The 22,138-nt window shown below is 69.8% G+C and carries 18 protein-coding genes; 7 read left to right on the top strand and 11 right to left on the bottom strand.

All coding sequences use genetic code 11. The annotated features are described in order from the left end of the window. Positions 1 to 421: 421 nt before the first annotated feature. The 4 genes from ABGB11_RS20150 (at position 422) to ABGB11_RS20135 (ending at position 5,351) form a co-directional block, all read left to right on the top strand. Positions 422 to 1,804: a hypothetical protein gene (locus ABGB11_RS20150; protein WP_347634951.1), complete on the top strand. Its 1,383-nt coding sequence runs from the start codon at positions 422 to 424 to the stop codon at positions 1,802 to 1,804. 543 nt (positions 1,805 to 2,347) lie between these two features. Next, positions 2,348 to 3,655, top strand: a complete 1,308-nt coding sequence (locus tag ABGB11_RS20145; RefSeq protein ID WP_347634949.1) for an MFS transporter — start codon at positions 2,348 to 2,350, stop codon at positions 3,653 to 3,655. Between the two features lie 75 nt (positions 3,656 to 3,730). Further along, a complete protein-coding gene (locus ABGB11_RS20140; RefSeq protein WP_347634947.1) occupies positions 3,731 to 4,741 on the top strand; it encodes a cyclase family protein in 1,011 nt (336 codons plus the stop codon). A gap of 214 nt (positions 4,742 to 4,955) precedes the next feature. Then, on the top strand, positions 4,956 to 5,351 hold the full coding sequence (locus tag ABGB11_RS20135; RefSeq protein WP_347634945.1) for a hypothetical protein: 396 nt from the start codon (positions 4,956 to 4,958) through the stop codon (positions 5,349 to 5,351). Between the two features lie 94 nt (positions 5,352 to 5,445). Here the strand turns inward: ABGB11_RS20135 and ABGB11_RS20130 are convergent, their stop codons facing one another. Then, entirely contained in the window at positions 5,446 to 6,972 is a 1,527-nt protein-coding gene (locus tag ABGB11_RS20130; RefSeq protein WP_347634943.1) for an AMP-binding protein, read from the bottom strand. Positions 6,973 to 7,029: 57 nt separating this feature from the next. Here ABGB11_RS20130 and ABGB11_RS20125 point away from each other — a divergent pair, with 57 nt between their 5' ends. Next, positions 7,030 to 7,614 carry a TetR/AcrR family transcriptional regulator gene (locus ABGB11_RS20125; RefSeq protein WP_347634941.1) on the top strand — a complete coding sequence of 195 codons (585 nt, stop codon included), beginning with the start codon at positions 7,030 to 7,032 and terminating at the stop codon, positions 7,612 to 7,614. A 21-nt stretch (positions 7,615 to 7,635) separates the two neighbouring features. Here the strand turns inward: ABGB11_RS20125 and ABGB11_RS20120 are convergent, their stop codons facing one another. From ABGB11_RS20120 to ABGB11_RS20080, 9 genes are all read right to left on the bottom strand, one after another. Beyond that, positions 7,636 to 8,817: a GNAT family N-acetyltransferase gene (locus ABGB11_RS20120; protein ID WP_347634939.1), complete on the bottom strand. Its 1,182-nt coding sequence runs from the start codon at positions 8,815 to 8,817 to the stop codon at positions 7,636 to 7,638. After that, the gene (locus ABGB11_RS20115; RefSeq protein ID WP_347634937.1) at positions 8,810 to 9,739 is read right to left on the bottom strand and encodes an SDR family NAD(P)-dependent oxidoreductase; all 930 of its coding nucleotides are present in this window, start codon (positions 9,737 to 9,739) and stop codon (positions 8,810 to 8,812) included. The genes ABGB11_RS20120 and ABGB11_RS20115 overlap by 8 nt, the downstream gene beginning before the upstream one ends. Then, positions 9,736 to 10,131 (bottom strand): Zn-ribbon domain-containing OB-fold protein, encoded by a 396-nt coding sequence (locus ABGB11_RS20110; RefSeq protein ID WP_347634935.1) that lies wholly within the window; start codon positions 10,129 to 10,131, stop codon positions 9,736 to 9,738. Before ABGB11_RS20110 ends, ABGB11_RS20115 begins: the two co-directional genes overlap by 4 nt. Next, positions 10,124 to 11,275: a thiolase gene (locus ABGB11_RS20105; RefSeq protein ID WP_347634933.1), complete on the bottom strand. Its 1,152-nt coding sequence runs from the start codon at positions 11,273 to 11,275 to the stop codon at positions 10,124 to 10,126. Before ABGB11_RS20105 ends, ABGB11_RS20110 begins: the two co-directional genes overlap by 8 nt. A gap of 596 nt (positions 11,276 to 11,871) precedes the next feature. Next, entirely contained in the window at positions 11,872 to 12,489 is a 618-nt protein-coding gene (locus ABGB11_RS20100; protein ID WP_347634931.1) for a TetR/AcrR family transcriptional regulator, read from the bottom strand. 718 nt (positions 12,490 to 13,207) lie between these two features. Next, positions 13,208 to 13,612: a hypothetical protein gene (locus ABGB11_RS20095; RefSeq protein WP_347634929.1), complete on the bottom strand. Its 405-nt coding sequence runs from the start codon at positions 13,610 to 13,612 to the stop codon at positions 13,208 to 13,210. Between the two features lie 61 nt (positions 13,613 to 13,673). Then, positions 13,674 to 14,612, bottom strand: coding sequence for a class I SAM-dependent methyltransferase (locus tag ABGB11_RS20090; RefSeq protein ID WP_347634927.1), 939 nt, complete (start codon positions 14,610 to 14,612; stop codon positions 13,674 to 13,676). A 97-nt stretch (positions 14,613 to 14,709) separates the two neighbouring features. Next, positions 14,710 to 16,269: an NAD(P)/FAD-dependent oxidoreductase gene (locus tag ABGB11_RS20085; RefSeq protein WP_347634925.1), complete on the bottom strand. Its 1,560-nt coding sequence runs from the start codon at positions 16,267 to 16,269 to the stop codon at positions 14,710 to 14,712. Positions 16,270 to 16,333: 64 nt separating this feature from the next. Then, on the bottom strand, positions 16,334 to 16,957 hold the full coding sequence (locus ABGB11_RS20080) for a TetR/AcrR family transcriptional regulator (protein WP_347634923.1): 624 nt from the start codon (positions 16,955 to 16,957) through the stop codon (positions 16,334 to 16,336). 62 nt (positions 16,958 to 17,019) lie between these two features. On the opposite strand from ABGB11_RS20080, the gene ABGB11_RS20075 reads away from it, so the two are divergent. After that, entirely contained in the window at positions 17,020 to 17,502 is a 483-nt protein-coding gene (locus tag ABGB11_RS20075; protein ID WP_347634921.1) for a DUF2834 domain-containing protein, read from the top strand. A gap of 26 nt (positions 17,503 to 17,528) precedes the next feature. Here ABGB11_RS20075 and ABGB11_RS20070 read toward each other — a convergent pair whose 3' ends face one another. Continuing rightward, entirely contained in the window at positions 17,529 to 18,482 is a 954-nt protein-coding gene (locus ABGB11_RS20070; RefSeq protein ID WP_347634919.1) for a LysR family transcriptional regulator, read from the bottom strand. Between the two features lie 103 nt (positions 18,483 to 18,585). Between ABGB11_RS20070 and dnaE the strand changes: the two genes are divergently transcribed. Continuing rightward, on the top strand, positions 18,586 to 22,125 hold the full coding sequence (gene dnaE / locus ABGB11_RS20065) for a DNA polymerase III subunit alpha (RefSeq protein ID WP_347634917.1): 3,540 nt from the start codon (positions 18,586 to 18,588) through the stop codon (positions 22,123 to 22,125). The last annotated feature ends 13 nt before the right edge of the window (positions 22,126 to 22,138 follow it).

The following is a 22,138-nucleotide window of genomic DNA, read 5'->3' as shown; positions in this document are numbered from 1 at the left end:
TGCCCCACCAACGCCGCCGCGTCCAACAACTCACGATCGATCCGGCTCTCACCCTGCACACCAAAATTCTCCCAGCCGGGCACCGCCCGGCTGGGAGAATCCACAGGATTGTTCAGCAGACTCCTAGACCCAGATCAGCAGGACCTGGCAGACGGCGAAATGCCCGCGGTCCTTGGCGCCGTACTGCTTCGAGGCCCGGTCGACCTCGCGCCTTCCGCTCATCCCGCCCCGTCCAGACCGCCGCCGAGACCCGAGCCGAACGGCACCTTCGCGACCTAAAGGATCACACGCCGGGCCTGGAAGGTCGAGGGCGCGGACGAGGGCCGGCGACCCGGCTCGCGCGCCTATAGCCCATCCCAATTGTTCTTGATCGATCTGCATGGTCGGCGTGTCTCCCGCTGGGGTGGGGCAGGCGAATGCCGTGACCCAGAGTTCTCCACACCCCGCGGACGCCGGTCGCCGACCACCGCGGCTCGACGACGGCACGGACGAGCGCGAGGAGGCCGGGCGGCACCGGGAGTTCACGCAAGGCCCGTCCAGACCCCACTGGCCGGTGCGGTTCGCCGGGGCGTCGGCGTCCGGCCTACGGGGCCGACGCTGGGCGCGGGCGGCGGCGCTGATCGTCATCGCGGGGCTGCTCGGCTCCGGCCTGTGGATGCTGAGATGGTCGGGCGGCGGCTCGACCGCCACGCCGGACACCTTCTGGTACGCCCGGGACGCCCTGCGGTATGCGGGCCATTCGTCGGCCGAGGCGGACCGCACCGCCGCGGAGATCACGTGCGGAGCCATGAAAGGAGACCCGGCGCGCTGGCGCCTGACCTACACCGAATGCCTGCGGTACCGGTCGCGGCTCCCCGCCAGGGCACCGGACCGCTTCCAGCGCATCTTCACGTCGCGTCCGGGCTACCCGCTGCTCGCGGTGCCGTTCGTCCGCGTGATGGGCGCGACCGGTTTCGCCGCGGCGACGGCCGCGCTGGGGGTGGCGTGCGGCGTCGCGGTCGTCCTGCTGGCGCTGGCCATCGGACTGCGTCCCGTCCAGGCGCTGGTGGCCGAGACGCTGTTCTACCTGCTCCCGACGGGTCTATGGGGCAGCCGCATGCTGGCGGAGGCGCCCATGATGCTCTGCCTGCTGGTCGCATTGATCGGGACGGTCCTACTGCTGCGCGGACGCACCGTGAAGACGGCCGCAGTGGTCTTGGCGTGCGCGCTGGCCCTGCTGTGCGCCGTCAAGCCGGCCAATGGCGTCGCTCTGGCCGCCGCGTTGGCCGCGGGTGCAGTCCTGTCGCTCCCCTTCGCCTCGTCGCGCCGGACGTCCCTGGCGGTCGCGGGCATCGCGACATTCGTCCTGGCGGGCAATCTCTGGATCAGCTCCGTCCTTCACTTGCCTGGGGTGCACGAAACCCTCCAGGACACTTTCACCCGCCATTTCCGCCTCCCCGACGTGCCCGATCCGTGGCAGCGCCTCGCCGACGCGTCATGGTCGCTGTGGACGGACGGGATAGCCCAGCTGATGCTCGACGAACCGCTCATCCCGGCGGCCTTCCTGTTCGCGGCCGCCGTCCTGCTCACCCGCATCCGCCGGGACGCGGCCTGGCCACTGGCCCTCGCCGGCCTGACCGGGGCGCTGGTGGCCTCCATGCACCCGCTCGTCTACGAGCTCCATCGCCTGTCGGTCGTGGCATGGATCCCGGTCGCCATCGCCCTGGCCGCCCTGACACCCACCAGCCGGTGTTCAGATCAGGTTCCCCACCTGGAGCGGACGAAGACCGGCTCGTTGTGCTGCCCTGCCACCGGAGGATCATAGATCTGCGCCCCGGGCCCCACCGACCCGGTGACGCGCGCCGCGCGCCGAGCCGGTCGTCTCGTCCGCCACCGTCGTGATCACGGAGGCGTTCGCTCCGGACGGCCAGACGCTCGCCGCGGCCGGGACCACCACGGGTACGTCCACTCCGGCGCCTTCGACCTCCCGACGGTGTTCGCGCTGGTCGGCCGCGGGTTTCCGGTGACCTCGGCTGGGTAGGGCAGTCGGTCGCATCTATGCGCGGGCGCGACCGGCCCCCCAGGCGGTGGAAGTCGCTGGCCCGTAGGGGCTGTGCTGCGGTCGGCGCGACAAGTCGAGGTGCCCGGAGACGCTGCGCCTGACCGGCGCCGGCGGTGGGACGGGGACAAAGTCCAGGTCGCCGAGGTACCTGAGTGTTGACATGACCCACGTCACAGAGCAGAATCGGTGAAACAAAGCGAGCGATCACTTTTCCTGACTCGAAGAGAGAGGATCGGCTCCATGGCGGCGTCCCAGACTGGCCCCAGAAAGATGCGGCTGATCGCTAGTGCGAGCAGCATCGGTACCGTGATCGAGTTGTACGACTTCGTGATCTTCGCGTCCGTGGCGGCGCTCGTCTTCCCGAAGATCTTCTTCCCGGCGCTGGGCTCGGCCGCCGGGACCGTCGCCTCGTTCGCGACGCTCGGCGTGGCGTTCGTGGCCCGCCCCGTCGGCTCCGTCCTCTTCGGTCACTTCGGCGACCGGCTCGGACGCAAGCGGACCCTCGTGTCCACCCTGCTGCTCATGGGCGTCGCGACCGTCCTCGTCGGCGCGATGCCGACGGCGGACCAGATCGGCGTGGCCGCGCCGCTCCTCGTCGTCGCCATGCGGATCCTGCAGGGGATCGCGGTCGGCGGCGAGTGGACGGGGGCGACCCTGATGGCGGCGGAGTACGCGCCGAAGCCGCGACGCGGATTCTGGTCGATGTTCGCCTCGCTGGGAGGCGCCATCGGGTCGGCTCTCGCCCTCGCGACCCTCCTGGTCACGCGCATGACCATGAGCGACGACGCGTTCCTGTCGTACGGCTGGCGGATTCCGTTCCTCGCCAGCGTCCTGCTGCTCCTGGTGGGCCTCTACATCCGGGGCTCGATCGAGGAGACGCCCGTGTTCAGGGAGGAGATCGCGCGCCGCGGCGCCGCCTCGGCTCCGCTGCTGGAGGCCATCAAGCACCAGCCGCGCGAGGTCCTGTTCGGCTCGGGCGTCCTGCTGACGGTGTTCGCCTTCATCTACATGGTGCTCGGCTACATGATCAGCTACGGGACGGCCGAGCTCGGGCTCAGCGAGACCACCGTCCTGTCGATCACCATCCTCGCCAGCGTCGTCATCGCGCCGGCCATCGTGCTCGGCGGCGCCCTGTCCGACCGCATCGGACGGCGGGCCGTGATCATCGGCGGGAACGCCGTCGCGGCCTGCTGGGCGCTGGCGCTGTTCCCCGTCCTCGGCTCGGCGTCCGCCGCGACCTTCGCGCTCGGGGCGTGCGTCACGATGATCATCGCCGGGGTCACGTACGGGCCGGTGGGCGCCTTCATGCCCGAGCTGTTCCACACCCGCTACCGCTACAGCGCGACCGGATTCTCCTACAACATCGCCGGCGTGCTCGGCGGCGCGGTCCCCGGGGTCGTGGCGGCCGCGACGATCAACACCTACGGTTCCTTCGCCTTTGGAGCGTTCCTCGCGGTGCTCTGCCTGATCGGCCTGGGCTGCACCATCGCACTGGGGGAAACGAAGGACGCGGAGATGGGGTCAGGCGACGGATACGGCCGGCACCGGAGCCACCGACGTAACCGCCGGCTCGTCAAGGACGAGAACGCCCTGCCCGCGCACCGCATGCGCTAGGACCCGCAGGACCCGTGCCCCATCACTCACCTTCGCGATCGACGGCCACGACCCGGCCGGAACTTTGGAGGCGATATGTCCGCCGAGAAGCACTTTCCGACCTACGCAGAACTGCTCGCTCGCACTGACGCTCCGGCGGGTTCGGCCTGGGGTCTCTTCGGTCCCGACGACGAGGTCGGCACCCTGAACCACCTCACTCCCGAGCGGGTGCGGGAGGCGGTCGGCGTCGTCCGCACCGGCGAGGTCGTCAACCTGAACCTGCCGCTCGAAACGTTCGACCCGCCGGTGAGCCCTTTCCGCAAGAGCCTCCAGCACAACATCTACGCGAACAACCCGTCCCACAGGGACGAGTACCTCGACAGCTTCTATCCGCAGGCGAGCACCCAGCTGGACGGGTTCCGCCACATCGGCCACCCCGAGCACGGCTTCTACAACGGGGCCGACCCCGACCGCTTCCAGCCGCGCGACCCTTTCCTCGGGATCAACCGCTTCGTCGAGCACGGCATCGTCGGTCGCGGGGTACTGGTCGACGTGGACCGCTTCCGCCGGGCGCAGGGGCGGCCCATCGACCATGCCGCGGCCGAGGCGATCCCGATCACCGACGTCGCGGACGCGGCGGCGGACCAGGGCGTCGAGTTCCGTCCCGGCGACCTGCTGCTCGTCCGGACGGGCTGGGTGCACCACCACCTGTACGAGCTGACACCCGAGCAGCGCCACGCAGCCAAGAACCCCCTGCGGGCGTCGGGGCTGCTCGCCAGCCACGAGACCGTCGCCTGGCTCTGGGACCACCAGTTCTCGCTGCTCGCCGCCGACAACTTCGGGGTGGAGGAGTTCCCCGCCCCGGCGGACTCCCCGTTCCTCACAGAGGCCGAACGCCGCGGCGAGGTGCCGCGCACCGTGTACTCCGGCGTCATGCACGGCGTCCTCATCGGGCTGCTGGGGTTCGTGCTCGGTGAGCTCTGGGACCTGGACGGTCTTGCGGAGCGCTGCGCGCGTGACGGGAAGTGGGACTGCCTCGTCGTGTCCAGCCCGCTCAACCTGACAGGAGGGTCAGGGTCCCCCGCGAACGCCGTCGCGATCCGATGAGTCCGGGGGCTCGCGACGAGCCCCATCAGGGTCGAGGCGCCCTGTGCGAGGGCGCCCGCCTCCGTGAAACGGCACCCGCCGGCAGCCGCCGGCGGGTGCGCCACGGTGTGGAGCGGGGGGGCGACCTGACCCGGCGTCGGGTCGTCCGGTCCACGCGAGGCGCGACGCCCAGCACGTCCTGCGAGCCGGTCTCTGACCCGTACGAGGTGTCCCCATGACGATTGATGCGCTCGGCCGTTCCCAAAGCGGCCTCCACCGCTATGGCGAGTCGATGCAGGAGTCCGAGTCGAGTGCCGTACGGCCGTTTTCGGTGGCGGTCGCGCTGGCCGGCAACGACACATCCGCCTTCTTGAGGCTCGTCGCGACCCTGCACCGGCGAGGCGTCCCCGTGACCGAGGCCGCGCTGGGCCGGCCGACGTCGGGCCGGCGCGCGTTCGCCGCGACATTCGTCGCCACCGGACGCCAGGCACAGGTGGTCGCCGCGTCCCTGAACAGACTGGTCGACGTCGTCACCGTGGACCTCTACGAAGGTCCCGCCGACCCGGGCAACGCCGGATCGGCGTGTGGCGAGGGCTGCGGCCGCCTGATCCCGGTCGGCGGACACCAGTAGCACGGAATCCCGAACGAAGACCTCGCGGGCGCGCGCCTGCACGTCGAGACCCGGGCAGGTGATTGCGTCCTGCCCGGGTCTTCGGTGGGAGAGGTCAGGGTGCGGGGGAGGGCGTGCGTTCTGCCACGAGGGCCGATCGGCGTAGCTTGCCGGCCTCGTCGCGCGGGACGCGGGCGATCACCTCGTAGGTCTTCGGCAGCTTGTACGCCGCCAGCTGCCCTCGCATGAATTCGCTCAGCGCCTCGACGGTCAAGGACGAGCCGTCGACGAGCTGCACCACGGCATGGACGGTCTGGCCCCACTCCGGGTGCGGTAGGCCGATGACGGCGGCGTCCGAGACCTCGGGGTGCTCCAGCACCGCGCCCTCCACCTCGGCGGGGAAGATGTTCGCACCGCCGGAGATGATGAGGTCGACCCTGCGGTCTGCGATGTAGAGGTAGCCGTCGTCGTCGACGTACCCGAAGTCGCCCACGGTGATGAAGCCGTCGGCGGTGGAGGGAGCCGGTTCGCTGCCGAGGTACTCGTAGGTCGGGCCCTGATGGTGGGGGCGCATGTAGATCATGCCGACCTGCCCGGCCGGCACCTCGCGCTGGTCGTCGTCGAGGATGCGCAGGTCGCACCCGAGGGGTTCGCCGACGCTGCCCTCGCGCCGGAGCCATACGTCGCCCCTGATCGCGCTGGCTCCGATGGCCTCGGTGGCGCCGTACAGCTCGTTGACCCGGGTCGGGCCCAGCAGGTCGATCCACTGCTTCTTCAGCCAGCGAGGGCAGGACGCGGCCCCGTGGAAGAGCGATTCGACGCTGGACCAGTCGCGGTCGGTGACACCGTCCAGGCGCATCATCCGCATCATCATCGTCGGGACGGCGAACATGAAGTTCACCCCGTACCGTTCGACACAGTCCACCGCCAGCTCCGCCGTGTACCTTTCCAGGACCACGAGGTGATGGCCGAAGAACAAACCCCAGTAAGCCCAGGCGAACGGCGCGTTATGGTAGAGCGGGCCGGAGACCAGCTGGGTCTGGTCGTGCCTGAACCCGAGGGCCAGGGCGAGCGGCTCCAGCGCGTGGCCCTCGACGGTACCGACAACGCCGCCGGGGTTACCCCAGGGCAGCGGGTCGACGATGAGCTTGGGCACCCCGGTCGATCCTCCGGAGCACACGGCCTTGCCCGGCCGGGCGTCGGCGAGTTGCCAGTCCGGATCCTGCATCGTCTCGATCTGCGCGGGGGTGACGCACTGGTAGCCCGGCACAGGATCGAGCGAGATGACCACGGCAGGACGGGCCAGGGCGAGGATCTGGTCGCGTTCCCGGGCCGGCATGTCCGACCTGAGCGGGACCACGCATGCTCCGAGCTTCCATACCGCCACGGTGGACAGCAGGTGCTCGACCGAGTTGCGCAGCTTCACCACGACGAAGCTGCCGGGGCCGACGCCGCGTGCGGCGAGTCCGGAGGCGAAGGTGTCGCTGCGCGCGTCCAGCTCCGACCATGTCAGACGGGTCGCGGTGGCGTCCGGGTGGGCGACGAAGGTCAGGGCCACGGCATCCGGCCGTGTCGCTCCGAGATGACGGATGCGTTCGCCGTACCCGACGTAGTGGTCGAACGCGAGTCGCTGCTGGGGCAACGCCTTCCTCCTCTTAAGTTAGCGAACGCTTGCTGAACTCGCTGATACGATTGTCATGTGCCCCGTCCCACTCGCGTCCAGGAGATAGTCGCCGCGGCCACGAAGCTCTTCAACGAACGGGGATTCCAGGGGACGTCGGTGCGCGCGATCGCCGAGGGCGCCGGAATGCATTCGGGGGGCCTCTACTCGCATTTCCCCTCCAAAGAGGCTCTGCTGCACCACATCGTCAGCGAGGCGAACCGGCACACGCAGGTCTCCGTCGAGGCGATCCGCGACAGTTCGCTCGATCCGGAGGAAAAGTTCCGTGCCGCGCTGCTCGCGCACGTGAGGGCGAACATCGAGGTCGACGCGGCGGCGATGTCGCGGATCCTGCTGACCGAATGGCGGCACCTCACCGGCCGGGAGCTCGATGAAGTGCTCGGCCAGCGCCGGGCGTACGAGCAGCTCTGGGACGACCTCATCGTGGAGGCGATCGAGGCCGGCGTCTTCCGCAAGGATGTCGACCCGCACATGGTGCGCCTCATCACTCTGTCGGTCGGAAACTGGGCTGGCATGTGGTTCAACCCCAAGGGTCGGCAGACGGTCGAGGAGGTCTTCGGAAGGGCGGCCGACGAGATGCTGCAGGGATTCCTCGCTCGCTGAACCCCATTGATCAGGCGTTTTTCAGAAGTGCTCGAAGAACCATGGGCTGGTGCCGGCGAATATGGCGTCCATCCGGTCGACAGCCGTGCTGTCGCGTGCTTTGAGATGCCCCAGCGCCAGTGCCTCTTGCGCGCTTGATCGTCCTGTGAAGAGGGGCGCGAATGCCGTCGCCTCCACCGTCACGTCCGGCTCCGCATCGGTTCCCTCGACGTGGCAGCGGCCGTCCCGCACCATGAGTCTCAGGGTGCTCGCCTTGGTATCCGGTGCGCCCTGGATGCCCAGCACGAGCGCCATGTCCAGGCCGGCGTTGTAGCCCCGCGAGGCGAGTGCGGCCGGATAGTCGAGGATCTTGGTCATCCAGGGGTGGACCCAGTCCATGAGGACGGGGGCGTCGAAGAAGCCGGCCAGCCCGTCGGACGGGCCGCCGAACCAGGAGAGGTCCTCCCCGGGCGAGCCGGCCTGCGCCAGGGCGTGCAGCAGCGCGCGGGCCGCCGGGGCGCTCGTCCAGACGATCTCGCGGGCACGGACGCGGTGCCAGAACGCGAACTCGCCGCGCGGCGCCGGGGCCTGGTCCCACAGCGCGTACCCGGTCGCGGTGCCGTCCCGTTCGGCGACGGCGGCGTACGTCTCGCCCGACCGGACCCGCGGCAGGATGTGGCCGTGCCACCAGGTCCGGTCGCGGTCGATCGGGCCGTTGCCGCGCCGGGCGAGCGTGTCGTACACCTCGGCGAGCCGGTCGGTGTCGGCCGCCTCGAACCAGCGGACCTCGTCCTTCTCCTGGCCGCGCCGCAGGGCCTGCGGCGACACGTGATGGCGGTAGCGGAACCCGGCGATCTCGAAGCCGGCCCGGCGGTAGGGCGCCACGCTGGACGGGGTCAGGGTGGCGATGGCCGCCCCCGCCTCGGCGTGGCGATCGAGGACGGGGCCGAGCAGGTCCGCCATGACCCCGCCCCCGCGGCGGGTGAGGTCGACCATGACCGACGAGACCGTCACGCACGGGACGGGCCTGCCGCCGAACCACTGCCCGCAACGCCGGGCCAGGAGCGCGGCCACCGGAGCCCCGTCGCGTTCGAGGACGTGGCCGTTCTCCAGCCACGTGTTCACGTCCAGCGGCGCGTTGAAGCACTGGTCGCGGAGGCGCGCCACGAACTGCTCGTCGCCGGCGTCGAAAGGCCGGCACAGCGGCGTTGTCGGATCATCCATCGGCGGGCTCCTTTTCGCCGAGCTCGGCCAGGAACTTCGTCACGTCCGGCCACGTGCCGAGTTCCGGGCCGACCTGCCGTTCCAGCTCTTCCAGGGTCCAGCGCCCGCTCGTGGTGAACCGGTTGACGACGGTGGGCGGCGCGATGAGCCGCACCTCGTTGCCGACGGCGTGCAGGACCTGGCCGGTGGCCCGGCAGGCCGGGGACGCCAGCCAGCCCACCACTGGGGAGACGTTCCCCGGGTCCCAGTAGTCGAAGCCGGTTCCGTCCGCCTCGTCGATGAGCTCGTCGGCCGACGCCATGCTGTCCAGGACCGTCTGCGTGCGGGCCGAAGGAACGAGCACGTTCGACCGGACGCCCACCGTCTCGCCCTCCAGAGCCAGCACCGAGGAGAGCGCGACGATGCCCAGCTTGGCGGAGGCATAGTTGCCCTGCCCGAAGTTGGGCATGATGCCGGCCATGGAACTGGTGTGCACGATGGCGCCCTGAACGGGGGTTCCGTTCGCCTTCGCCAGCTTCCTCCAATGGGCCATGGCGTGGATGGACGGGGCCGCGTGGCCCTTCAGATCGACCCGGACGACGTCGTCCCACTCGGCCTCGGTCATGCGCGCCAGCGTCCGATCCCGCAGGATTCCGGCGTTGTTCACCAGGATGTCGAACCGCCCGAACGCGTTGACGCAGGCGTCGATCATGTCGCGGGCGGCCGTCCAGTCCGAGACGTCGCCGTGGTCGCTCACCGCGCGGGAGCCGTACGCGGTGATCTCCTCGGCGACGTGGTCGGCCGGCCACCGCGCCCCGGGACTCCGGGCGACGTCGTTGACCAGCACGGAGGCGCCGAGGCTCGCCAGATGCAGGGCGTGGCTCCGTCCCAGGCCACCGCCCGCGCCCGTCACGATCGCGGCCATTCCGGCGAGCGGCTTCACTGCGCCACCTCCCCAACTTCGTCGAAGAACAGGAACGGGCGTGCGCCGTCCGGCCGCCTCCAGCGGGCGGCGACACGGTCCCCGATGGCGACGGTGTCCGGCATCCGCGCGAGCAGCCGCGGGCCTTCATCGATCTCCACCAGCCCGACCGTGTACGGCGGCGGGACGTCGTCCCGCACCGGAAGGTGGACCGTCACGCACGAGTACACGGTGCCGAGGCCGGATGCCTCGACCCACGTCAGGCCGGTCGAGTCGCAGGCCATGCAGAAGGGCCGGGGATACAGCTGGTGGTGCCCGCAGATCGTGCACCGCTGCACCAGCAACCTCCCCTCGGCCGCCGCGGACCAGAACGCCCTCGTGGGCGGATCGAGGATTTCCGCGATATCAGTCATTGGTCAGCACCACCGTCGAGCTGTAGGAGCACAGGCCGCCGATCGCGTTGACCAGCGCGCACCTGGGCCCCGGATTCACCTGCCGGTCGCCGGCCTCGCCGCGCAACTGCCGCACGGCCTCGATGACGAGGAAGATGCCGAAAGCGCCGGGGTGCGTGTAGGACAGCCCGCCCCCCGACGTCATGGCCGGCAGTTTCCCGCCGGGTCGGAAATGGCCCTGCGCGAACATCTCGCCGCCCGCCCCCTTCTCACAGAACCCCAGGTCTTCGAGTTGCAGGATCGGGGTGATGGTGAAGGCGTCGTAGGGCTGGAAGATGTCGACGTCCTCCGGGCCGATGCCGGCCATGTCGTAGGCCCGGCGACCCGAACCGGCCGCGGCGGTCGTGGTGATGTCGCGGCGCTGGTGAGGATGCCAGTGGGTGTGGCTCTCCCCCCACCCGCGGATCGCGACCGGCGGACGCCTCGCGGCCCGGGCCCGGTCGGCCGTCGTCACCACGACGGCGCCGCCGCCGTCGGTGATCGGGCAGCAGTCCAGCTTCTTGAGCGGACCGCAGATCCTGTCCGAGGCGAGGACGTCCTCGACCGTGAGCGGGCCCCGCCGCCACGCCTTGGGGTTCATGCGCGCCCATTCCCGCCCGGTGACCGCGACCGAGGCGAGCTGCTCCTCGGTGGTCCCGTACTCGTACATATGGCGCGCCGTGATGAGCGCGAAATGCCCGATGGGCGTCGGGATCCCGGTCGGCAGGTCGAACTGCGCGGCGATCGACTCCGGCGGCGGCGGCGTCACGGGGTACTCCCTGGACCGCTTCCGCAGGGCCCGCTGCCGGGACGCGTAGACGAGGAGGGCGACCTCGCACTGACCGGCCGCGATCGCCGCCATGGCATGGCCGATGAAGCCGACCCACGAGCCCCCGCCCAGGTCCGAGGAATCCGCATGGCTCGGCTCGATGCCCAGGTACTCACCGACCTGGACCGAGCCCTCCTCGCCCATGTAGTTGACGAACAGCCCATCGACGTCGGCGCGCGTCAGCCCCGCCTCGTCGAGCGCCTCCATCGCCGCCAGCGCGGCCATGGACGACTCGGACTGGTCGATGACGTGCCCGAGCGGACTCTCGGCCACACCCGTGATGTAGAACTCCGGCATCTGCTTCCTCTCTACGGCAGGTCCGTCGTCCGGCCGTCCTCCATGACCCTCCGCCGCGTGACTCGCCGGCCCTCCAAAGCAAAGTGAACGCTCGCTTTGTAAAATGCCACGATATCGGGACACCTGTCAACGACGTCTCCGATCCTCAAGACCCCCAGGTCGGACACACATCAACCCGCGAGGACGGAGCGCTCACCCCCCGGACCGCCGCCCCGTGTCGTCCTCCCCCAAGCCGCCAAACCCGGAGCGACCACCAACACCCCGCCACCGCGTCCGGTCAGGGACCGAACCGCCGGGGCCACGCGCGTGATCGAGTCGTCGCACACCGCCGCAGAGCCACGCCCTCCCCAGACGCCCGCGCCGAGAACGAGCAGGGAAGAGGGCAGCGATGCGGGGCGACGATCTCGCCAATACGGAGAAGCGGTGGACGCCGACTTATCGGGCAGCCGTCCCCGCTGATCGCTGACCGACAGAAGCTACTCGAAAGGCATGCGGAACGCCGTGAGGGGTGGCCGGCTGGCGGTAAGCGTCTCCTTTAGCGGCGCGTGTCGAGCATGTCCGTTCCCCCTGGTCGCAAACGGCGAGCGCTGCGCCCGTCAGCGGGCTGCCGCTCGCCGGGCCGTCTGGTGCAGGAACAGCCTGAACCGATGAAGGGCTTGCGGGTCGTCGGCATGCCGGCGGACGCCGTCCGCGCCGACGAAGCCGCCCCTGACGAATCCACTGATCAGCCAGGCCACATGCCACGTGAACAACTCCGGATCCACGTCGCCGTCGACGCACTGGGCCACCATGTCGTTGACCATCCGGAACGGAGGCAGGCCGTACCGCGCCTCCAGATCGGTGAAATCGGTGGCGTCGGACATCCACCGGTGCACCCATATCGACGGAAGCTCCTCATGTTCCAGGGCGTAGTCCAGGTTGCGGTCGATCAGCCGGATCAGACCATCGGCGTCAGGAGTGAACGTGGCCACGACCGGGGCCAGGTAATCCATCCGCTCCTTGGTCAGCTGCGCCATGACGGCCAGATACACGCCTCGCTTGCCCCCGTAGGCGTCGCGGACCACGGAGCAGTCGATGCCGCAGGCGTCGGCGATGAGCTGCGTCGTGGTCTCGTCGTACCCCACTTCGGAGAACAGCCGCGCGGCCGTGAGCAGTACATGCCGGGGAATTCGGCCACCGGCTTCCTCCAGCGATTGCTCCCCCACTTCGACCATCCCCCGCTACAGACGACTTTGCTTGGTAATCCGGCATCCCCGCATCTCGGCAGCCCAAACGCTACCCACTCCCCGATAGAAAGGGTGCCATATGCAACGTTTTGCAGGCAGCCACGACGACCGGACAGGGCGCCTCACTGTGCAAGCCCGACACCCCTCGCAGGATCTGGCAGGTGGGGCAGTCATCGGCGTTGCTTGATCGGCCCGATCCCCTGCTCGACGATGCGGACGAAGCCACGTCCGTCGTCCTGCTCGGCGCCCCCGCCGGAACGCACTGACCATGGAGAACGCGGGGACCGCGACGTCTCGTCAGGTCCGTGAAGACGAGTACGGAGACAGGAATCAAAAGCAGCGTTTCCGGCCGCAGTAGCGAGGAAAGTCGTGGCATCGAAAATCTAAGGGTGAGGGGCAATTCCCGCGGCCCGAGTCCCGCATCGCGCGCGCTATTCCGCAGCCTGATTCAGGCCATTGACCAATTATCAGAGCAGGGGCGTCCTTGTGCGCCTGGTATACGGTCTCGATCCCGGCGAGGATGAGATCGGTACCGGCGAGGAATTGCTCGCGTTCATCGTGTTCGCGCAGCGCGAGGGCACGCGGCGGCCGGGCTGATCGAGGCGGCGTCGCCGAGCAGGGGGTCACACGGGGACCAGGCTCATCGACATGCGTTACGAGAGCCCGATGGGCTTCGCCGGGACCGCGGTGAGAGCGGGGTGGGTGGTCAGGCGAAGAAGAGGATCAAGATGAGCGCCAGCACCAGGAGGGAAGCGACGGCGATGAACGTGAGTTGGAGGACGCAGCCTCGCTGCCTCACGGTGCCGGGAGCGCCGATGGCGCCTGCGAGGTACAGGGCCGCGGGGCCGCGGTACTCCAGCTCAGGTGGCTGCTCGGGAGTGAGGACCGTGGCGGCGACGCCCACCTGGCCGCTCCCCTGTGACACCGCCACGTGCACCGGCCTGTCGGCCGGGATCTCGAAGGCCACCTTGCCCCAGCCCTCGTGGTAGTGGGCGCCGTCGATACCGACGGTGACGCCCGCCTTGGCGACCACCCCGCGGCGGGTGTGGAGGTGCAGGACCCGCGTCGGGCCGTTGTGGTTGCCGGTGTAAGGGATGGGCGTCGCATTCATGCCCGCCATCGCTACCACAGGGACCTGCTGCAGAACCACCCCCCGCCCGCCCCTCGTGCGATCAGCGGCCTGCTCGGGCGGAGCCGATGAATCGGGCGACGGCCACTCGGCCGTTGCGGAGTGAACGGCCGTGTTTGGTCGGTGAATCGATGCGGCGGGCGAGGTCTAGCAGGTCAACGTCCTGTTCGACGGTGAAGCCGTGGGTGGTCAGGAGTTCGGCCGTTTGAGCGGGCGTCCACGCCGAGCGCCATGGTTCGTCCGCGGTGGCGCTCTCGACGCGTCCGAGGCGGGCGACCAGACTGCCCGCGGCGCGGCCCAAGGTGGCCGTCAGAGACGGGGTCTGGTAGTTCACCACCATGACACTGCCGGTGGCGGACCGGGCCGCCACCGCGGTCGCTGTCGTGGCCACCTCGGCTTTGCGCAGGTAGGGCACGACCCCTTCCCAGATCCAGACGGTCGGGATCGCTCGGTCGTGCCCGGCGGTTTCCAGGGCGGTGTCCAGGGGCTCCCGGGTCAGGTCGACCGGGGCGAACACCAGCTCCCGCGCGACCGGGGTGAGGTCGGCGGCGCGGGATCGGGTATCGGCCTGGGTGTCGGGATGATCCACGGAGAACACCTTCACCGTCTCCAGGGCGGGCAGGCGCCAGGGTCTGGTGTCCAGCCCGGCGCCGAGCAGGACCACCTGCATGCCGTCTTGGCCGGCCAGGGCACTGGTCACCGCCTCGTCGATCATCACCGTGCGGGGCGCCACGATCTCGGCGCAGGCGCGGACCGATTCCACCGCCCAACGCTCCCGGCCTCCGCCCTGAGCGGTTCCGGCGTCGTCCCGTGCCGCCTCCACCGGCTTCAGCTCCTCGGGGCCGAGGAGCCGCGCGGCCACCGGATCGCTGAACCGGTCCACGGCCATGCGGCCGTCGGCCACCGCACGCCCCTGACACACGAAGATCGCCGTTCGACTGGCTTGGCCCGACTTCACAGCACCCCTCACCCTTGGTGGCATCCCTCCGTCCGTCGAGAACCGTACTCCGGTTTGAGTGGGCCCTCGCCGATGATCTCGTGGCGAGAACGCAGCGCGTCGGGCCGGCCGGGACGTCGGGTCAGTGGTTGGTGAGGGCCGCTCGGGCGGCGTTGTAGCCGGGGATGAAAGTGATGCCGGGGCCGCCGTGGCAACCGGCGCTGCCCAGGTAGAGCCCGTCGATGCCGAGCGGCTGGTCGGCGTAGCCGGTCGGGCCTGGACGGTTGGGGCCGATCTGCTCGGGGTGGAGCAGGCCGTGGCAGTAGTCGCCGCCCGGCGCCGCGAACATGGTGCTCATGTGGCGCGGGGTGAACGTGGTGTGCTTGGTGATGAGGTCGGCGAAGCCGGGCGCCAGCCGGCTGATCTTGTCGATCACGCGCCGCCCCATCTCGGTCTTCAGCCGGGCGTAGTCCGCGTGGTCGGTCTCGATCGGGAACCAGAGGGAGAACGCCGACGCCGCGTGCTTGCCCGGCGGCGCCAGGTCGGGGTCGTGGGCCGAGGGGATCTGGACCGCGATGGCCGGGTCGTCCGGCACGATCCCGCGACGGCAGTCCTCCCACTGCCGCTGGAGTTCCTCCGGGGTGCTGAACAGGCCGATGGCCGCCTGCATCGCCGGGTCGTTGAGCAGTTCGTAGGGTGCCGCGAACTCCGGCGCGCCGTCCAAGGCGAAGTGCATCTGGACGTAACTGCCGCGGTGGTCGACGCGGGAGAACCGCCGGCGTACGTCGGCGGCCACGGCGCCGGGCGAGACCAGGCGGGTGATGGTCAGGTCGGGGGCGACGCAGGAGACGACGATCGGGGCGTCGAGCGTGGACCCGTCCCGGGTTCGGACGCCCACCACGCGTCCATCGGCGGCGCGGATCTCCGCCACCTCGGTCCGCAGCCGCAGCTCCCCTCCGGCGGAGGTGAAGCGGTCATGGAGATGCTCGGTCAGCGCACCGATGCCGCCCCGTGGCTTCTTCATCAAGACCGCGTCCTCGTCGGGGACGGCCAGACCGAAGGCCAGAGCCGCGGCGCTGCCGGGCGTCGCCGGGCCGCGGTACGTGGTGTTGACCGCGAGGAAGGAGAGCATCCCTCTCAGCGCGCCGTGCTTGTCCTTGTCGGGGAGGTAGCGGTCGAGGACGTCGGTGACCGATCCGAACAGAAGGTCGGTGATGCTCGACCGTTCGAGCTCATTGGTCGCGCACGCGTACATCTCGTCCAGCGTCTTCGGTGGACGCCCGGCGTCGAACCGGCCCAGTGCCCGGGCCGGTGCCTGGCTCCAGGCCACCAGTTCGGCCATGCCGTTGACGACCTCGGTGCCGTGTACCTCGTTCAGGTGGGTCATCAGCCGCATCGGGTCGGTGTAGTAGACGACCGGGTCGTCGCCGACGCCCCGCATCGAGACCGACATGACGTCCAGGTCGATGGTCGGCACCGCGTCCAGGCCGAGCTCGCGGCTGACCGTCGCGGACGTCGGGAACTGCAGCGAGCCCGCGATCTCGAACTTGTAGCCGTCGAACAGTTCCACGGTGGAGGCCATCCCGCCGGCGTACCGCTTGGACTCCAGGCAGACGGTGTTCAGCCCTGCCCGCTGCAACAGGGCGGCCGCCGCCAGCCCGTTGTGTCCCGCGCCGATGACGATCGCGTCGCAGTCACGCATGGGCGCCGCCTCCCGGGTCCCCCTGGCCTCTCCAGGAGGAGGCTGGCACGCACCGCATGTTTCGTCAATAGTGACGAAACATGCCGGCGACCATCCCGCCCTCGATCGAGGAGAGCGCGGAGTGGCACAGCTCGGCCAGCTCGGCCAAGGACCTCTCGTCGCGCAGCATCCAGACCTCCATCGCACCGAAGACGGCGGCGGCGATGCACCGCGCGGTGACCGTGACGGCGAGCCGCTCGCCGAGCGGCATATCGCCTTCCGCGGCCGTTCCGCGGGCCAGCCGCTCGGCGACGGCCTCGGCGAAGTCGGACTCGACCTGGCGGATGTGCCGGACGATCTGCCTGGGGTCGAGCGCCTCGGCCCGCAGCGCGGCGATCTGCGTGACGGCGTCCACGTCGTAGGGGAAGGCGAAGATGGCCGCCCGCACCGACTCGATGATGGGCTCGTCGTCCGGACGCGCGGCCAGAGCGCTGCGGAACCAGTGCAAACCGGCGTCGTAGTCGGCGAAGAGCAGATCGTGCTTGGACGTGAAGTGCCGGTAGAAGGTCCGCAGGGACACCCCGGCGTCGGCGGCGATCTGCTCGGCCGAGGTGTCCTCGACGCCCTGCGCGAGGAACCGGACCAGGGCGGCGCGCCGGAGCGCCTCGCGGGTGCGTTCGCTGCGCGCCGTCTGCGCCGACCTGGCCATGAGCTGAACCTACCTGTTTCGACAATATTGACAAAACTGTGAAGCGCGGTGACGCTGGCGAGATGGTGTCGCTCATCGTCCACGCCGTCCTGGGCGTTGCGGTCGTCTGGTTCCTCGTCGCCTCCAACCCGCAGATCTTCCGCCGTCCGGCGACAGGTCCCCCCGTCTCGCCACTGGAGTGCGTCTACTACGTCATCGGCATCGCGTCCATCGCGATCGGCTGGTACTTCAACATCCGGTTCGTGAGCGAGTACGCCGACGGCAACGCCAATCCGATCTGGGGCGACGGCAGCTGGGCCCAGTACATCGACCTGATGTTCACCAACCCTGCCGCGAGCTCCGCCGGCCAGGACTACACGATAGGGAACGTGATCCTGCTGCCGCTGATGACGATCATCGACGGCCGCCGGCGCGGCATCGGCCGCCCCTGGCTGTTCTTCGTCTCCAGCCTGTTCACCAGCTTCGCCTTCGCCTGGGCCTTCTACCTGGCCACCATCGAACGCCAACGCCGCCTGACGCAATCACCCGCCTCAGCCGACGCATGACCTGACCAACGTGCCCTGCGCGGGCCCTATGGGGGTGCGGTGAAGCGGTGTCGGTCGGGTTCTGGGAGCCATTGGTCGGCCGGGTCGTAGGGCTCGTAGTTGGCCTGGATGTGGTGGGTTAGCTGGTCCAGGGCCGGGTGCCGGTAGGTGCGTGGGTGGAGCAGCGACCAGGGGTAGGCCGGTGTGGGGTTGACCAGCGGCATGCGGACGGTGTCCGGGTGCCACTGGATTCGCGAGCGCTCCCCGATGATGCTCGCGAGCCCGCCCGAGGCGACGTTCCTCACGAAGTGTTCGTAGCCGAAGTCGGGGCCGGTGGTGTCGATCTGGATGCCGAATGCGGCGCCGAGGAAGCGGTGGTACTCGGCCCACTCGCTCCCTTCGGCATTGCCGGGCATCCACACGGTGGTATCGGAGAGTTGGGCCATTTCCACTTGTCGCAGGCCGGCCAGCGGGTGGTTACGGCCGACCAGGAGGTGCGCCGGTTCCAGGTAGGCGGGCAGGCTCACCAGTTCGTCGCCCAGAGTGCCGGCGACCCGGCAGAACGCGGCGTCCACCGTGCCGCGGGCGAGTGCGCCCGGGGCCGACCTGAGTCCGTTGGACGTGATGATCTCGATGTCCACGTCCGGGTGGGCGTCGTAGAACCCGCGGACCAGGTCGATGGCGGCGGTGCGGGTGTCCAGGACGTCGACGCGGAGCGCGCGGCGCCGGTCGCGGAGCACCGCCAGCGCCTGGTCGGCGGTCCCGACGAGGGCGCGTGCGTGCGGGAGGAAGACCCTGCCGTCCTCGGTCGGTTCGGCGCCGGTGCGCCGCCGGGTGAGCAGGCGCACCCCGAGGGCCGCCTCCAGGGTGGCGATGCGTTTGGAGACGGCCTGCTGGCTGATGCCCAGGCTGATCGCGGCCTCGCTGAAGTAGCGGTCCTCGGTGATGGCGACGAACGCCCGGACCGCGGCCAGGTCCAGGTCCGCCGCACCTGCATGCACAACCGACGATTGTGATGAGACGGCGTGTCGATTGTTGGACACTGCTGTTCGCTCTCCGGTCGAATGCACGGGCTTGCGGACGAACCTACAACCGGAGGGCGTCGTGAAGTCGTTCGTGCATCTCCACGTGCACACCGAGTACAGCATGCTCGACGGCGCCGCCAAGATCGGCCCGTTGCTGGACGAGGTCGCGCGGCGGCGGATGCCCGCGGTGGCGATGAGCGACCACGGCAACGTGCACGGGGCGTACGAGTTCTTCCACGCGGCGGCCGGGGCCGGGGTCAAGCCGATCATCGGGATCGAGGCGTACGTCGCGCCGGCGTCGCGGTTCCACAAGCAGGCGGTGTACTGGAGCGAGGATCCCGCGCTGCGCCGGTCCAACGACGAGACCGGGGAGGGCGGGGACGTGTCGGGCCGCGGCCTCTACACGCACATGACGATGTGGGCCACCGGCGCCGACGGGCTGCGGAACCTGTTCCGGCTCCAGTCGCGGGCCTGGCTGGAGGGCCATGTCCAGAAATATCCGCGGATGGACGACGAGCTGCTCGCCGAGCACGCCGCAGGCATCGTCGCCACGACCGGCTGCCCGTCCGGCGCCGTGCAGACAAGGCTCCGGCTCGGCCAGTACGAGCAGGCCGTCGAGGCCGCCGCGCGCTACCGCGACATCTTCGGCAAGGACAACTACTACCTCGAACTGATGGACCACGGCCTGGCCATCGAACGGCGCGTCCGCGACGACCTGCTGAGGCTCGCCAGGCATCTGGACCTGCCGCCCCTCGCCACCAACGACTCGCACTACGTGACCGAGGACCAGGCCGCCGCGCACGACGCCCTGCTGTGCATCGGCACCGGCAAGCAGCTCGCCGACCAGAACCGGTTCCGGTTCTCGGGGTCGGGCTACTTCGTCAAGAGCGCCGGCGAGATGCGGGCCCTGTGGGATCGGGAGGTCCCCGGGGCGTGTGACAACACGCTGGTGATCGCCGAACGCGTCGGCGACTACGGGGAGGTCTTCGCCCCGCGCGACCTCATGCCCAAGTTCCCCGTCCCCGACGGGGAGACCGAATCGTCGTGGCTGCGCAAGGAGACCCTGGCCGGAGCCCGGCGCCGCTACGGCGACGACCCGCCGCAGGACGTCCTGGACCGCATCGGCTACGAGCTGTCGGTGATCGACGGCATGGGCTTTCCGGGGTACTTCCTCGTGGTCGCCGACATCTGCCGGCATGCCCGGGCCGGCGGGATCGGGCTCGGTCCCGGACGCGGCTCGGCGACCGGGTCGATCGTCTCGTACTGCACCGGGATCACCGAGCTCGACCCGATCGACCACGGGCTGATCTTCGAGCGGTTCCTCAACCCCGAGCGGGTCACGATGCCGGACGTCGACCTCGACCTGGACGACCGCCGCCGCGACGAGATGATCGACTACGTCACCGCGAAGTACGGCGCCGACCGGGTCTGCCAGATCGTCACGTTCGGCACGATCAAGGCCAAGGCCGCGGTGAAGGACGCCGGCCGGGTGCTCGGCTACCCGTACGCGCTCGGCGACCGGATCACCAAGGCGTTCCCGGCCGCGGCCGGCGGCAAGGAGATCCCGCTGGCGGCCGTGCACGACCCCGGCCATCCCCGCCACGGCGAGGCGTCCGAGCTGCGGACGATGTACGCCGAGGACCCCGACGTCAAACGGGTCGTCGACACCGCCATGGGCGTCGAGGGCCTGACCCGCGGCACCGGCGTCCACGCCGCCGGCGTGATCCTGTCGTCCGAGCCGCTGATCGACGTGCTGCCCCTGGTCAAGCCCAAGCAGGACGGCCCGGTCATCACCGGGTTCCCCTTCGCCCAGGCCGAGGAGATGGGCCTGCTGAAGATGGACTTCCTCGGGCTGCGCAACCTCACGGTCATCAACGACGCGATCGCCGGCGTCAAGGCCAACAACGGCATCGACATCGACATCCTCAAGGTCCCGCTGGACGACGCCACGACCTACGAGCTGCTCGCCCGCGGCGACACCCTCGGTGTCTTCCAGCTCGACGGCAACGGGATGCGGACCCTGCTGCGGCTGATGCGTCCCACCGAGTTCACCGACATCGCGGCGGTGTCCGCCCTGTACCGGCCGGGGCCGATGGAGATGAACGCCCACACCAACTACGCGCTCCGCAAGACCGGCAGGCAGAAGGTCGAACCGATCCACCCCGAGCTCAAGGACGCGCTGGAGCCCATCCTGGGCGACACCTACCACCTGGTGGTCTTCCAGGAGCAGGTCATGGCGATCGCCCAGCAGCTCGCCGGATACTCCCTCGGCGGCGCCGACATGCTGCGCCGCGCCATGGGCAAGAAGAAGAAGGACGTCCTGGACGCCGAATGGGGCAGGTTCTCCGCCGGCATGCGGGACCGCGGCTTCTCCGACGAGGCGATCAGAGCCGTCTGGGACGTGCTCGTCCCCTTCTCCGGATACGGCTTCAACAAGTCCCACACCGCCGGATACGGCCTCGTCTCGTACTGGACCGCCTACCTCAAGGCCAACCACCCCGCCGAATACCTCGCCGCGCTGCTCACCTCGGTCGGCGACGACAAGGACAAGATGGCGGTCTACCTGGCCGACTGCCGCCGCCTGGGCATCAAGGTGCTGCCCCCGGACGTGAACCAGAGCGAGCTGGACTTCACCGCCGTCGCGCACGACATCCGCTTCGGCCTGGGCGCGATCCGCAACGTCGGCGCGGGTGTCGTCGACGCGATCGTCAGCACGCGCCGGCGCGACGGTGCCTACACCGGCTTCAACGACTTCCTGGCCAAGGTCCCGCAGAGCGTCTGCAACAAGCGCGTCATCGAGTCACTGGCCAAGGCCGGCGCCTTCGATGCCCTCGGCCACCGCCGCAAGGGCCTGGTCATGGTCCACGAGCAGGCCGTCGACGCGGTCATCGACCTCAAGCGCAACGCCGCCCACGGCCAGGACTCCCTCTTCGGCGCGTCCACCGAGGCCGCCGAGACCCTCACGGTCGAGGTCCCCGACGAGGAATGGGACACCGGCACCCTGCTGGCCTTCGAGCGCGAGATGCTCGGCCTGTACGTCTCGTCCCACCCCTTGGACGGCGCCGAACCCGTCCTCGAAGCCCACCGCGACACCACGATCGCCGACCTGCTGGCCTCTCCTCGCGCCGACGCACCGGTGCGGGTGGCCGGGATCATCTCCGGCGTGCAGCGCAAGGTCACCAAGCAGGGCAACCCCTGGGCGATCATCACATTGGAAGACCACGACGCCGCCGTCGAGTGCCTCGTCTTCCCCAAGACCTACACGCTCTACGGGCAGACGCTGGCCGAGGACCGCGTGATCTCCGTCCGGGGCCGTACCAACATCCGCGACGAGACCCTCAGCGTGTACGGCGAGGACATCACCACCCTCGACCTCTCCCGGACGAGAACCGAACCGCCCGTCGTCCTCCACGTCCACGAGGACCGGCTGACCCTCCGGCTCGTCCGAGACCTCAGACAGACCCTCACCGCCCACCCCGGACGCACGCCCGTCCACCTGCACCTGCACCGCCACGGCCCCAAGAGCGCCCTGTTCGACCTCAGCCCCTACCAGGTGAACCCGGGCCCCGCCTTCCACAGCGAGATCAAAGCCCTGCTCGGCACCAAGGTCCAGGGTTAGCGCCGACGCTGGA

It is taken from the genome of Actinomadura sp. B10D3, assembly GCF_039871695.1.
Taxonomy (GTDB): domain Bacteria; phylum Actinomycetota; class Actinomycetes; order Streptosporangiales; family Streptosporangiaceae; genus Spirillospora; species Spirillospora madurae.
Note: the sequence above shows the minus strand (reverse complement) of the source record. Positions and strands in the feature narration are given on the sequence as shown.

What these genes read in the sequence shown, in the direction of transcription:
- ABGB11_RS20140 (WP_347634947.1), top strand. Translation starts at nt 3,731, where the DNA reads ATGTCCGCCGAGAAGCACTTTCCGACCTACGCAGAACTGCTCGCTCGC.
- ABGB11_RS20135 (WP_347634945.1), top strand. Translation starts at nt 4,956, where the DNA reads ATGACGATTGATGCGCTCGGCCGTTCCCAAAGCGGCCTCCACCGCTAT.
- ABGB11_RS20120 (WP_347634939.1), bottom strand. Translation starts at nt 8,817, where the DNA reads ATGGATGATCCGACAACGCCGCTGTGCCGGCCTTTCGACGCCGGCGAC.
- ABGB11_RS20110 (WP_347634935.1), bottom strand. Translation starts at nt 10,131, where the DNA reads ATGACTGATATCGCGGAAATCCTCGATCCGCCCACGAGGGCGTTCTGG.
- ABGB11_RS20105 (WP_347634933.1), bottom strand. Translation starts at nt 11,275, where the DNA reads ATGCCGGAGTTCTACATCACGGGTGTGGCCGAGAGTCCGCTCGGGCAC.
- ABGB11_RS20100 (WP_347634931.1), bottom strand. Translation starts at nt 12,489, where the DNA reads ATGGTCGAAGTGGGGGAGCAATCGCTGGAGGAAGCCGGTGGCCGAATT.
- ABGB11_RS20095 (WP_347634929.1), bottom strand. Translation starts at nt 13,612, where the DNA reads ATGAATGCGACGCCCATCCCTTACACCGGCAACCACAACGGCCCGACG.
- ABGB11_RS20090 (WP_347634927.1), bottom strand. Translation starts at nt 14,612, where the DNA reads ATGCCACCAAGGGTGAGGGGTGCTGTGAAGTCGGGCCAAGCCAGTCGA.
- ABGB11_RS20085 (WP_347634925.1), bottom strand. Translation starts at nt 16,269, where the DNA reads ATGCGTGACTGCGACGCGATCGTCATCGGCGCGGGACACAACGGGCTG.
- ABGB11_RS20080 (WP_347634923.1), bottom strand. Translation starts at nt 16,957, where the DNA reads ATGGCCAGGTCGGCGCAGACGGCGCGCAGCGAACGCACCCGCGAGGCG.
- ABGB11_RS20075 (WP_347634921.1), top strand. Translation starts at nt 17,020, where the DNA reads ATGGTGTCGCTCATCGTCCACGCCGTCCTGGGCGTTGCGGTCGTCTGG.